Origin of the sequence: Halomonas sp. AOP25-F1-15 (assembly GCF_052378675.1) — a bacterium.
Classification (GTDB): Bacteria; Pseudomonadota; Gammaproteobacteria; order Pseudomonadales; family Halomonadaceae; genus Vreelandella; species Vreelandella casei.
Genome location: NZ_JBQSXV010000002.1, coordinates 342,481 through 355,170 on the forward strand (window position 1 = coordinate 342,481; position 12,690 = coordinate 355,170).

Below are 12,690 nucleotides of genomic sequence, written 5' to 3' on the forward strand. Positions count from 1 at the left end.
TCAATGCCTTTTAATCAACAAGTTACGATAACAGCGGTAAAGATGCTGTTTCCATGTAAGGGTAGAATGTTGTGCTCTTGCCTGTTCCAACAGGCTAATGACCGTTTCAGCATTGCATAGCTGCCCGGAGGCTGGGTCCACATAGCCGGGATACAAAATCAGCGTGCCTGCAACCAGCGCGTTTAACGAGAGTGAACGCGTGCGGCGTGGGCAGCTAAGCGAATCCTGTGTTAACCCCCAGCCAGCATAAAATGGCAAGCCATACGTGCACACTTCACGCTTGCGCAGCAGTGCTTCAAACCCTGTTAAGGAACTCATCGTGTGAACGGCGTCAACACGCTCTAATAACGCCGCGATATCGATATCACTGGCCTCTAGATCATACAGGCGTTTGGCATTGGTATCGAGTTTACCGATGCGCGCTCCGCTCAATACGTCAGGGTGAGCTTTATAAATGATAAAGGCATCTGGATGGGCGCTACGCACGACACTTAATAACCCGCTATTGGTGGTGATATGGGGCGAGCCTGTAGCAATAGAGGCGTCACTTTCCACCTGGCCGGGTACCAGGATCGTATAACGATCCTGAGGTAGATCAATGTCTGTTTGGCCACGCACGTTGTATTTAGAGAGCTTGAGCGCCACGAGCCGCTCACGCAGCTGCTGGGCGCGAAGCAGCAGGTCATCGCTAAACGTGGTGCTGTTGAGCAGTGTCTCTAAGTCACTGGATTGGCCGGGGTCGTAGTAGATGCCCTGGGAATCAATGACGAGTGACAGCGGCTGAGTTAAGTCGACCCCCAGGCCCACCGAGCGAATAAAGCCATCTTCCATCCGCCATAATGTTTCCATGTGCTGGGCATATTGGCGTTTAAAATTCGCATCAATGCGGCTTGACCAGACCAGTAGCCGCTTTGAACCAGGCTCAGCATTTAGTGCACAAGGTAGCTTTGGCTGATATTCGATCTGAGCGGCGGCACCTAGAAAATTGCCAATAAAGCGACGCTTCCAAGATGAAAAGCCACAGGCTAACCATGTGCCTCGGTAGCGTTCCTGCTGGCGCTTTTGATCGGTGATCAGAGCGATAGTTTCTTCCAGCGTGGCGGGCTGCTGGGTGTAAGGGTTAGCGTAGCGGCAGTAGCGCAAATAGGCTGCGGCAAACACTTCTGTGAGCGTACGCGCTTGGCGTCGTCGGTGGCAGGGAATTTGATCCTGTGTTAATCCCCAGCCTGCGTAAAATGGTATGCCGAAACAGTTGACCTGCTTGCCCGCTAGCAGGGCTTCAAAGCCGAGTTGGCTGGTCACCACATAGACGTGATCCACGTGATCAAAAAGCGCCCAAGGATTGAGGTCTTCACTGATAACATGACAACGAGGATGCTCAGCGGCTTTTAGCAGGTGGCCTTGTTTTTTACCCGCGATGACGTCCGGATGAATTTTAACCAAAATGTCAGCATCGGGATGCTCGCTTAAGGCCGCTTCAAGCATCTGCTCAAAGCTTTCAGCACTTGCGCCGCCATAATGAATGGACGCATCGCCAGCGGTTTGATCAACAACTAATACACGTGCCTGGTGTGATGCCTGAAGAGGGTGGTCCGCGGCGTGGTTATATTTGGATAGCCGATAGCGGGCAATCAACGCCATACAGCGCGTTGCTTGGTCTAGCTCTTCATCATCAAAGGTATCGGTGTTGAGCCAGTTTTCTAAGTCAGAGGGGCGCGAGGCATCGTAATAAATGCCGGTATGGTCGACGACGAGACTATGCGGCTGAAAGCCATTAACACCCAGGCCTAGCGAACGGAGGAAGCCATCCTCCAAGGCGATATAGGGCAATTGGTGGCGTTGGGCATACCCCCGAGCACGCACGCTGGTGGGCTTTAATCCCCAGCCGACCACCGCGTCAGGTTTGCGTTTCACGGGATGGATACGTTCAAAACGATCAAATTCGGTCAGCAGTGCAGGCAGGGCGCTAACCTTACGGATACCTGATGACGTGTAGCCTGCTGTTCGTTTCGCCATAAATAAGGCCGCGGTGAGGTGACAAAAGAGTAGGCGGGCGAACATACGTGAAATAACGGTAGGTATCAATTCAGCACTGCTGATTGTGAATGCTGCTGACAAAAACCTGCAATGCGATGCTGAACGCGATTATTTAATAGTAGTAAATGTCCGTGTAGCTTGCAGGTTTTAACGCGCGCGCAATGCTCTTTTTTGATAACCTCATGATGTGAGTATAATTAATAATACTGAGGCTTTAGTTGCAGCGAATGAATGTGATCTATAGCAAGGTAGTCCGGTGCCATTAGCGCAACGTTTAACATTAAAGCGATTTCCTCGCTTTCATTCTTTAAAAGGTCGGCTCCTGCTGGGCCTGGCTTTTACTTGGCTGTTAGTCGTGACGTTGGTGCTTGGCATGGCTTGGCAAGCAGGCAAAGTTATGGTGCAGGAGACCAATATGGTTCATCTGCGCTACGAAGCAACATTATTAGCCGATGAAGTTACCCAACAAATAGAGACGCGCTTTCAAGCGCTTAACCGTTTAGGCACCATTATTGGTAATAATGACGATACGCAATGGTTAAGCGAACAGCTGCGAGTAAATGATGCTTTAATCGCATGGTTTGAGGGTGTAATAGTGGTAAATGCTACTGGGCGGGTGGTGGCTGATTGGCCTGCCATTGGCGGGCGTGTTGGACTTGAAACCTCGGGCCGTGAGCACTTTGGTATGCTGCGTGGTACCCGTCAGCCTTACGTCAGCGAACCCTTTGTGGGTGCTGTGAGTGGCGTGCAAATGGTGCTGGTGAGCGTTCCTCGCCTCAACGAAGAGGGTGAATTCATCGGTTTGATTGGCGGCATTGTGAGCCTCAGCTCTGGTGGCTTGTTTGACCGGTTGTCAAAGGTTCGGTTAGGCGAGAAAGGCTATGCGGCTGTCGCTACGGCTTCGGGCAAAGTTTTATATCACCCAAATAAATCGCTGATTAATTCTTTTGTACCCAGTGCGACATTTAACCCTTGGTTGGACTTGGCACTGGATGGATGGGAAGGCGATAGCATTGGAATGCTGCGAGATGGTCAAATGGCGCTGCAATCATACGCCCAGGTATGGCCGGCCAGTTGGGTAGTGGGGCTCTATCTGCCTATCGATCAGGCCCAGCTTCCGCTATCAGAATTTATTTATCGGCTGTGGTGGACGTGGTTGACGCTTGCCATCTTAATGATGCCGTTAATGTGGTGGGTGCTTGCGCGCGTTTTAACGCCGTTGAAGCATTTAGAGATCCAAATTGGTGAGGTGGGGGTAGGCCAGCGTGAGCAGGTTGCTTTAGCCACGACCATGGAAGAGCTGCAGAAGGTTGCTACCACCTTTAATAGGGTCGAAAGCGAGCGTCAACTACTCGTTGAACATTTACAAGAGCGCCAAGCCTTTTTAGATTCTGTGCTCAATGCTACGCCTCAAGGAATGTTTATTACCAATTGTGGTGGTGCTATCACCTACATGAACCCGACGTTGCTGGAAATGCTCGGAATTGATAGCGCCTTCCAAGTAGAGGAGTTGCTGCAGCATATCCATCATGAGGATCGTGCTGGCGCTAAAGACATGTGGCGGCATAGCTTGAAGAATGGCAGTGATTTCGTTAGGCAATTGCGCTTTATGCGCAGTGATAGCGAAACGTATTGGCTGGATTTTCATGCGCGAGCGGTTGTGCTTAAGCGGGGTGGGCAGGCGCTAGGTTGGGTCGGTGTTGTGAAGAACATCACTGAGCGTCGCGAAAGAGAAGCTATTCAGCGCTGGGAAGCCGAACACGATCCACTGACCGGCCTATTGAACCGGCGAGGCTTTGAACGACGTCTCGAAGAGGCGTTTGCTGAATTTAAAAAAACCAATACCTCTTCGGCATTGCTACTGTTTGATTTAGACCACTTTAAGCCTATTAATGATCAAGGTGGCCATGCTCTGGGCGATGAAATGTTACGACGAGTCGCCCAAGTGGTGGTCTTGAAAGTTCGTCGTAGCGACCATGTGGCGCGCCAGGGCGGTGATGAATTTGGTGTGCTGCTCTCAAGATGCACTCTATCGCAAGCAGAAAAAATTGCAGACACGTTGCGCCGCGCTGTTAGCGCTGTTTCGGTTATTCATGAAAGTAAGGAGCACAGAGTGACAATGAGTATTGGCGTCACGACGTTTAATGAAAGCGATACCAATGTGGCTGACGTACTTGTGCGTGCTGATGTAGCCAGTTATGAAGCTAAAAACCTTGGCCGGGATAATATCGTAGTGAATGTTTCTTCTAACGATCGTGATTCGTCAGCGTTATTCGATTAACGGTGATTACTGCGCAAAAAAAACGTAGCGAAATGACGTTTTATGTTAGCTCTCAGCCCTCTACTATCGATCATTCGTGGCTTAGCCAGTCGACAAATCACGTTTGGCAGTAGAGTATAAGCAGGTGCTTAACTGACCGAGATCTTGTTGTGAACCTACTTGAACTGTTTGCCCGCACGCTTGATATCACGCTGCCTGTGTTTGCGATGGTATTTGTTGGTCTAGTGCTAAAACGGTTGAAGTGGATCGATAGTACGTTTGTGTCAACCGCTTCTGCGCTTGTGTTTAGAGCTACGCTGCCTACCCTGATTTTCCTCAGTTTGATAAAAGCCGACTTAAGCGTTGCGCTGGACGTATCGCTCATGGTGTTCTTTGCTGCAGCCACGCTGGGCCAGTTTCTACTCAGCTGGCTGTGGGCGCATTTTCGTGTACCACGTAAAGATCGCGGCATTTATGTGCAAGGGGCGTTTCGAGGCAATTGCGGCGTGGTGGGGCTGGCGCTGGCAGCCGGCATGTACGGTAACTATGGCATTTCAGCGGGTAGCCTGCTGCTAGGCGTGGTGATTGTGATGTACAACGCATTTTCGGTCGTCGTACTGGCATTCTATCAGCCGGGCCAGTCGACCGACTGGCGCAGTCTGTTAAAACACATAGCCACCAATCCGCTGATTATTTCCGTATTTGCGGCACTGCCTTTTACCGTATTTGCGATCCCGTTACCTAGCTGGCTGATTACCTCAGGCGATTACTTTGCGTCTTTAACACTGCCTCTAGCATTGATTTGTATCGGTGCAACGCTCTCAGTATCGAGTATGCGTGCCGGTAGCCAGGTAGCCCTAGGCGCAAGCTGGATGAAGATGGTGACATTGCCGGTGCTCTCCACCTTAGCGGCGTGGATGGTGGGCTTTTCGGGCGAGCAGCTAGGTTTATTGTTCCTATTCTTTGCCAGCCCAACCGCTGCGGCAAGTTTCGTAATGGTTAAAGCGATTGGGGGTAATGTGGCATTAGCGGCCAATATCATCGCGATTACCACACTCATGGCGAGCATTACCGTGACGGTCGGCGTTTTTGCCCTACGCTTGCTGGGTTGGATTTAGCCTCCTCGGTGGCCCTACCTGGGCTGACGCGTTATACTGCCGCCCGCTTATTTTAGAAAGCTTAAGTCCCTGTAGCTCAGTAGGATAGAGCAGCCGCCTCCTAAGCGGCAGGTCGCAGGTTCGACTCCTGCCAGGGACGCCAACGGCCATTCTGTGACCTTATTTACTATTCTTAATACCTAGCGATCACATACTTGGGCAATTATTTGCCTGCCTTGGTGCTTCATCGCTACTCGTTCCTGCTCTACGCACCCATAATGCACGGACAAATAATAATTAAAAGGAAAGCCCGTGCTTATTAAGGTAATGATGTTGATGCTGGTGCTCTGTTTCGCGAGCGTGGCCAGTGCTGAGAAATCGCTTGACCAATCCAGTGGATGGACAACCCAAGCCGAGCTTGTTGTGAGTGGTGAAGAAATCGTGTGCAACGACTTAGTGTTTGATGCGATACCCGACGCGTTGTTGATTGCCCAAGGCGGATGTTGTCGCATGTGCTCCAAAGGAAAAGCATGTGGCAACTCGTGTATTAGCCGTAGCAATACCTGCCATCAACCCAGAGGGTGTGCTTGTGATGGTTAGGTGAAGGCTGAGATAATTTTGTAAGCCTCGCCCACACATATGCGGGGCTTTCTCGTTATGGGTGAGGGGCCAGCACTATTGGTCTTTCGGTTGGTGCACTTAGCGCTTAGAAATGAGAGCTTAGAAATTAGGGCTTAGGATCTCGCCCAACGGTAAACGTGCGTGGCGTTTGCCTTACACACATGGCGGGTAAAGTGTTGATTGGGTAGCAGTGTGCTTTATTACCCAAGGCTAGTAATATATCTGTATAGACAATCTGTTTTCATCGAAAAGGAGCTTCATGACTAGTCCTCCTCTCTACCAGCAGATCCGTCAACATCTGCTGGATAGAATTCAGTGTGGTGATTGGCAACTGAATCATCAGATCCCCACGGAAGAGCGGCTGGCGAAGGACTTTGGCGTAAGCCGAATGACGGCCAATAAAGCCATTAGAGACTTAGTGCAGCAAGGGTACTTGGTGCGCCAATCGGGTGTTGGAACGTTCGTGACGGACCGTAAGGTCGAGTCCTCTTTAGTCGAGGTCTACAACATTGCCGAGGAAGTGCTTTCTCGGGGGCATCGATATAGCAACGAGGTGATTTTTCAAGAGGCGATAGAAGCTGACGATGAAGTCGCGCTTCGATTAGGAGTGAGGCTGGGCAGCCGAGTTTTTCATACGTTATTAGTTCACCATGAGAATGACATTCCGATTCAGCTTGAGAACCGCTACGTTAACCCGCGCTGGGTACCTAATTATCTGGACACCGATTTTTCACGCCATACGCCTAATGAGGTGCTAGTCGCCGCCTGTCCAATGACGGATATGGAGCACATTGTTGAAGCGGTACTCGTCGATGAGCAAACGGCTAAATGGCTAAGTATTGATACGCAAACTCCTTGCTTGAGCATGGTGCGTCGTACTTGGTCTCAAGAGCACTTAATTAGCTATGCGCGCCTCATCCACCCTGGAAACCGCTACAAGTTGCGCTCTTCTCTGCTAAGGAAAACCGCTTAAATGTGAGAGGGAGATTCCAGCCCAACGAGGTCGAGATACCGACCTCGTTGGGCTGTGGTGAGCGCTTTGGTTCAACTGATCAGCGATTGAACCAGATAGCCCGCGGGCACAGCTAGGAGCAAGCTCAAGGCTACTCGGATAAACCACACTACCAGCATGCGGCCCACAGAAAGAGGAATGCTGGTAGAAAGGATGCACGGAATCGACGCAGAAAAGAACAGCACGGCGGAGACGGAAACCACGCCTGCAGCGAAACGGGCGACGAATTCAGCCTCAGCCATCAGCAGAGCCGGTAGGAACATTTCCGCCAGCCCAGAAGCAGATGCCTGCGCTAGCGCTGCAGCGTCATCTAGCCCCCACATGGCGACAAAGGGATAGAACAGCCATCCCAACCATTCAAATAATGGCGTGTACTTCGCGACGATCAGACCGAGCAGACCTACTGACATTATCGACGGTAGGATGCTGATGGCCATTATCAACCCTTCTTTAAAGTTGAGCGCTACGCTGCGGTGAAGGCTGGGCGCGTTGGCAGCAATCTCCGTGCCTGCTTGCCAGGCCGTGCTCAAGCGTTTTCCAGGTTGTGGCTCAGGCTCCCCATCACTTTTTTGGTCATCCATGTTTGCCAGAGGCGGCAGCCGCACCGTGATAGCTGTGACGATGAACGTAATCACCAGGGTGAGCCAGAAGTACAAGTTCCAAATGCTCATCAGATCCAGCGTACGGGCCACGATGATCATGAATGTTGCCGACACGGTGGAAAAACCAGTGGCAATGATGGCAGCTTCCCGGGCTGAGTATTGCCCTGCTTGGTAAACGCGATTAGTGATCAATAGCCCGATAGAGTAGCTGCCCACAAACGAGGCAACGGCATCAATTGCCGAGCGCCCAGGGGTTCGCCAGATAGGGCGCATTACCGGCTGAACAAGTACGCCAATCAATTCCAGCAAGCCATAGCTGATCAACAGTGCCAGGAAAATAGCCCCTAGCGGTACGATTAAACCTACCGGAATGACCAGCTTTTCAAACAAAAAGGGCAGCATGTCCGGTTCGTGCAGAAAAGCGGGACCCCAGCCCGTTAACGCCATGACTGCCACCGCAACGCCGCAGATTTTCAGCACGGTGAAGATGTCTTCGGTCAGCGTTCGTCGCCAATAGCCTTTGAGGAGTGGGTAGGCGGCGCCTGCCACGATCATGGCTAAAGCGTAGATGCCGCTGTATTCCCCCATTAATGAGCGTAGCCCTGTGACCATATGATCGAGCAGGATAGTACGCCTTCCGCCTATCTCGATGGGAACAAAGAAAATAAGAATGCCCAGGATACTCGGTATAAAGAGCTTCAAGATGGTGGAAGTGCTGGTTCGCTGCTCGGTGGGTGGGCGTATAGCGCTCATGGGCGTGCCTCTAATGGTGTGGTTATCATCGATATCACCGTGCTGTATTTATGTATATACAATAAATTAAACCTACCTGACGTATCCGTATAGCGCTTATAGATAGACATTAGTCTAATTTGGCAATTAATTTTCGATGCTTTTTATTTCCTTTTTAATATTTAAGTAATTGTTATTTAAATGATTATAGTTATGTTAATAACGATTTAATTTACTCCACTTGTTTCTTGCTTTATCACTTCACTGCTTGACGAAAGGGCAGGTGGTGGGCTTAATTGTATATACATTATATTTGCTCGGAGAAGACCTCCATGCCCAACAACAAGCGGCGCTACATTTGGCGTGATATCAGTGTCTTTGATGGTCTGAAAACGTTGCCGACAGCCATGGCCGTCATTACTCAAGGTGAACGTGTTGTCACCGTAACGCCCATGGATGGCTTCGATGAGTCACTGGCTGATGGTTGCCATGAGATGGGGCGGGGCGGTGTCATGACGCCCGGGCTGGTGGATTGCCATACGCATTTGGTCTTTGGTGGCGCGCGTGCCGATGAGTTCGAAGCGCGTTTGGAAGGCGCCAGTTATGAAGACATTGCGCGCCGTGGCGGCGGTATTCTGCGTACCGTATCCGCGACGCGTGCAGCGAGTGAACAAGCGCTCTTCAACGCTGCCTTGCCACGTCTCAACGCGCTGGTCGAAGATGGGGTCACCACGGTAGAGATCAAGTCAGGCTATGGGTTGGACGTGCCCACTGAACTTAAGATGTTGCGTGTCGCTCGGCGCCTGGGAGAGGAATTGCCTGTACGTGTGGTAACGACACTGCTAGGTGCCCATGCGCTGCCACCAGAGTATGAGAACAACAGCGACAGCTATATCGATCTGGTCTGCAATGAAATGATTCCTGCCGCAGCAGCCGAAGGTTTAGCCGATGCCGTCGATGTCTTTTGTGAAAAAATCGCCTTTTCAGTAGCGCAATGTGAGCGGGTTTTCAAAGCCGCCCAAGCTCATGGTTTGCCCATCAAAGCACATGCCGAGCAGCTATCAAATTTGGGGGGCGCTGCGATGGCAGCGCGCCACGGCGCATTGTCAGCTGACCACATTGAGTATCTTGATGACGCCGGTATTGCTGCCATGCGCGAAGCGGGTAGTGTGGCCGTCATTCTCCCCGGTGCTTTCCACACCCTGCGTGAAACGCAGCAGCCGCCCATTGCGGGGCTGCGCGAAGCGGGCGTGCCGATGGCTGTTGCCACCGACGCCAACCCAGGCAGCTCGCCGATATTCATGCCCACGTTAATGCTCAACCTGGCTTGCACGCTGTTTCGCATGACGCCCCAAGAAGCGTTGGCAGGGATGACCGCCAATGGCGCTGCCGCGCTAGGGTTGAAAGGGCAGGGCCAGATTCATGAAGGCGCTGTGGCCGATCTATGTATCTGGGATATTGAGACGCCAGCTGAGCTGGCCTACGCGGTGCAGCCAGGTCGCCTACGGCAGCGCCTCTATCATGGGGAGTTAACCCATGGCCGCTGATACATCTATTGATATGTCGCTGTGGCAGGGGCGCACCGATCCTGAACCCGATAGTGACCGGTGGCACCAGCGTATTGAGCCGCTAACGGGCAGTGCGGTTCCGGGGTGTGTATTGCTGGGCTTTGAAAGTGACGCAGGCGTTGCGCGTAATCAAGGCCGCATTGGTGCTGCTGAAGGCCCTAATGCGTTACGCCGTGCACTGGCGCCGCTGGCGTGGCATCGCAAAGCGCCTGCTTACGAGGCAGGTAATGTGAGATGTATCGATGATGCTTTAGAAGCTGCACAACAAACACTCGCTGATCGCCTGACGTCAATACTAACGGCTGGCCATCTGCCTATTGTGTTAGGCGGGGGGCATGAAGTGGCGTATGGCAGTTGGAGTGGTTTGGCACAATTCATTAAGCAAAAAGCCTCAGCGCCAAACGATCAGGCAACAAAAGAAACACCACCGCGGATCGGCATTATCAACCTGGATGCGCACTTCGATTTGCGCGATCCAGCGCATATTCGCTCCTCAGGCACCCCCTTCGCCCAGATTGCCGATAAGTGCCAAGAGTGGGATTGGTCGTTTCGATACGCCTGCCTGGGGGTAAGCCGCGTGGCTAATACGCGCGCTTTATTTTCGCGCGCCACCGCACTCAGAACATTGATTCGTGAAGATCGCGAGATCGATGCGCTACACCTTGGCTCTATTGTCAGAGACGTGCAGCACTTCATCGCCAAATGCGACCACCTTTATCTGACCATCGACCTGGACGTACTGCCTGCCGCCGAAGCGCCTGGCGTGAGCGCCCCCGCCGCGCGTGGTGTTTCGCTTGCCTTGATAGAGCCGCTTGTTGAAGTGGTGCGTGACAGCGGCAAGCTTCGCCTCGCTGATCTGGCTGAGCTTAATCCAAGCCTTGATATTGATAGCCGCACCGCCAGAGCGGCGGCTCGTCTCGTGCACTTGCTGACCTTTGATAACCGAACGTTTAAAACCGAACTTTGAAAGCTAGCTAGCCCTGGATAACTGACAGGGGCTCATCCTGCTCACTTAATAATGAACAGAAACATAAGGAATGACGCCATGTTACCCAACGATAAACGTCACGATGCTTCACGTAAAATCATTGCGCCGACCGGCACTAAACTCAGCTGTAAGAGCTGGCTGACCGAAGCGCCGCTACGCATGTTGATGAACAATCTTCATCCGGATGTGGCCGAAAGCCCAGAGGACTTGGTGGTTTACGGCGGCATTGGTCGTGCTGCTCGTGACTGGGCATGCTATGACAAAATCGTCGAAACGTTACAGCGCTTGGAAGATACTCAAACGCTGCTCGTGCAGTCCGGTAAACCCGTCGGCGTCTTTGAAACCCATAAAGATGCACCCCGAGTACTGATCGCCAATTCCAACTTGGTGCCGGCCTGGGCTAACTGGGAGCACTTTAACGAGCTGGATCGTAAAGGCTTGATGATGTACGGCCAGATGACCGCTGGTTCCTGGATCTATATCGGTTCCCAAGGCATTGTGCAGGGTACCTATGAAACCTTCGTTGAGGCGGGTCGGCAGCACTACGGCGGCGAGCTTAAGGGGCGTTGGATTTTGACCGCCGGACTTGGTGGTATGGGGGGCGCTCAGCCGTTGGCGGCTACGTTGGCCGGTGCCTGTTCGCTGAATATTGAGTGTCGGCAGGCGAGCCTCGACTTCCGCTTGCGTACCCGCTACCTGGATGAGCAGGCTGAGAACCTTGATGATGCATTGGCGCGTATTAAGCGATATACCGCCGAAGGTAAGGCTATTTCTATCGGCTTATGTGGTAATGCCGCCGATGTACTGCCCGAGCTGATTAAACGCGGCATCAAGCCTGACATGGTCACTGACCAAACCAGTGCCCACGATCCATTGCATGGCTACCTGCCTTCTGGCTGGACATGGGAAGAGTACGTGGCGCGCGGTAAGAGTGAGCCTGAAACCACCGTAAAGGCGGCCAAGCAATCAATGGCAGTGCACGTGCAAGCGATGCTCGACTTCCAGAAGATGGGCGTACCCACCTTTGATTACGGCAATAACATTCGCCAGATGGCAATGGAAGAGGGGGTTGCGAACGCGTTTGATTTTCCTGGTTTTGTGCCCGCTTATATCCGTCCGCTCTTTTGCCAGGGCATCGGCCCGTTCCGCTGGGTTGCGCTCTCTGGGGATCCTGAGGATATTTATAAGACCGACCAGAAGGTCAAAGAACTTATTCCTGATGATCCTCACCTGCATAACTGGCTCGATATGGCGCGTGAGCGCATTAGCTTCCAGGGGTTGCCTGCACGCATTTGCTGGGTGGGGCTTAAAGATCGTGCTCGCCTGGGGCAGGCCTTCAACGAAATGGTTAAAAGTGGCGAGCTAAAAGCGCCGATCGTGATTGGTCGCGATCATCTCGATTCTGGTTCCGTTGCCAGCCCCAACCGTGAAACAGAGGCGATGATGGATGGCTCAGATGCTGTCTCGGACTGGCCATTACTTAATGCGCTGCTAAACACTGCCGGTGGAGCCACATGGGTGTCGTTACACCATGGCGGTGGGGTAGGTATGGGCTATTCCCAGCATTCTGGCGTGGTGATCGTGTGTGACGGCAGCGATGATGCCCACGCCCGCTTAGGCCGTGTGCTGCGCAACGACCCAGGCACTGGTGTGATGCGCCATGCCGATGCTGGCTATGACATTGCTAAACAGTGTGCCAGCGAAAACGGTCTTGATTTGCCGATGGTCAAGTAAGAATCCCCATTAACAACCTTAATACCTTTAGCTTCTCTG

General features: G+C 52.3%; 8 protein-coding genes and 1 tRNA gene. 7 read left to right on the forward strand and 2 right to left on the reverse strand.

The window, feature by feature from the left end; genetic code table 11:
- Positions 1 to 2,016: a capsular polysaccharide biosynthesis protein gene (locus tag ACT3TF_RS04885; RefSeq protein WP_444671695.1), complete on the reverse strand. Its 2,016-nt coding sequence runs from the start codon at positions 2,014 to 2,016 to the stop codon at positions 1 to 3.
- Positions 2,017 to 2,410: 394 nt separating this feature from the next.
- Between ACT3TF_RS04885 and ACT3TF_RS04890 the strand changes: the two genes are divergently transcribed.
- The 4 genes from ACT3TF_RS04890 (at position 2,411) to hutC (ending at position 6,988) form a co-directional block, all read left to right on the forward strand.
- Positions 2,411 to 4,318, forward strand: coding sequence for a diguanylate cyclase (locus ACT3TF_RS04890; protein WP_444671696.1), 1,908 nt, complete (start codon positions 2,411 to 2,413; stop codon positions 4,316 to 4,318).
- A 149-nt stretch (positions 4,319 to 4,467) separates the two neighbouring features.
- Complete coding sequence (locus ACT3TF_RS04895; protein ID WP_193062403.1) at positions 4,468 to 5,415, forward strand: AEC family transporter; 948 nt, start codon at positions 4,468 to 4,470, stop codon at positions 5,413 to 5,415.
- Positions 5,416 to 5,480: 65 nt separating this feature from the next.
- Positions 5,481 to 5,557: transfer RNA gene (locus ACT3TF_RS04900), tRNA-Arg, on the forward strand.
- Positions 5,558 to 6,274: 717 nt separating this feature from the next.
- Positions 6,275 to 6,988: a histidine utilization repressor gene (gene hutC / locus ACT3TF_RS04905; protein WP_441684986.1), complete on the forward strand. Its 714-nt coding sequence runs from the start codon at positions 6,275 to 6,277 to the stop codon at positions 6,986 to 6,988.
- Positions 6,989 to 7,059: 71 nt separating this feature from the next.
- On the opposite strand, the gene ACT3TF_RS04910 is transcribed toward hutC, so the two are convergent.
- A complete protein-coding gene (locus ACT3TF_RS04910; RefSeq protein WP_441684988.1) occupies positions 7,060 to 8,382 on the reverse strand; it encodes a YjiH family protein in 1,323 nt (440 codons plus the stop codon).
- Positions 8,383 to 8,693: 311 nt separating this feature from the next.
- Between ACT3TF_RS04910 and hutI the strand changes: the two genes are divergently transcribed.
- From hutI to hutU, 3 genes are all read left to right on the forward strand, one after another.
- Entirely contained in the window at positions 8,694 to 9,908 is a 1,215-nt protein-coding gene (gene hutI, locus ACT3TF_RS04915; RefSeq protein ID WP_444671697.1) for an imidazolonepropionase, read from the forward strand.
- Complete coding sequence (gene hutG, locus ACT3TF_RS04920) at positions 9,898 to 10,896, forward strand: formimidoylglutamase (RefSeq protein ID WP_441684991.1); 999 nt, start codon at positions 9,898 to 9,900, stop codon at positions 10,894 to 10,896. Before hutI ends, hutG begins: the two co-directional genes overlap by 11 nt.
- 78 nt (positions 10,897 to 10,974) lie before the next feature.
- Complete coding sequence (hutU, locus tag ACT3TF_RS04925; protein ID WP_441684993.1) at positions 10,975 to 12,651, forward strand: urocanate hydratase; 1,677 nt, start codon at positions 10,975 to 10,977, stop codon at positions 12,649 to 12,651.
- Positions 12,652 to 12,690 lie beyond the last annotated feature (39 nt).

Coding starts and splice junctions, on each gene's coding strand:
- ACT3TF_RS04885 (WP_444671695.1), bottom strand. CDS start 2,016: ATGGCGAAACGAACAGCAGGCTACACGTCATCAGGTATCCGTAAGGTT.
- hutU (WP_441684993.1), top strand. CDS start 10,975: ATGTTACCCAACGATAAACGTCACGATGCTTCACGTAAAATCATTGCG.
- hutG (WP_441684991.1), top strand. CDS start 9,898: ATGGCCGCTGATACATCTATTGATATGTCGCTGTGGCAGGGGCGCACC.
- ACT3TF_RS04890 (WP_444671696.1), top strand. CDS start 2,411: ATGGCTTGGCAAGCAGGCAAAGTTATGGTGCAGGAGACCAATATGGTT.
- ACT3TF_RS04910 (WP_441684988.1), bottom strand. CDS start 8,382: ATGAGCGCTATACGCCCACCCACCGAGCAGCGAACCAGCACTTCCACC.
- hutI (WP_444671697.1), top strand. CDS start 8,694: ATGCCCAACAACAAGCGGCGCTACATTTGGCGTGATATCAGTGTCTTT.
- hutC (WP_441684986.1), top strand. CDS start 6,275: ATGACTAGTCCTCCTCTCTACCAGCAGATCCGTCAACATCTGCTGGAT.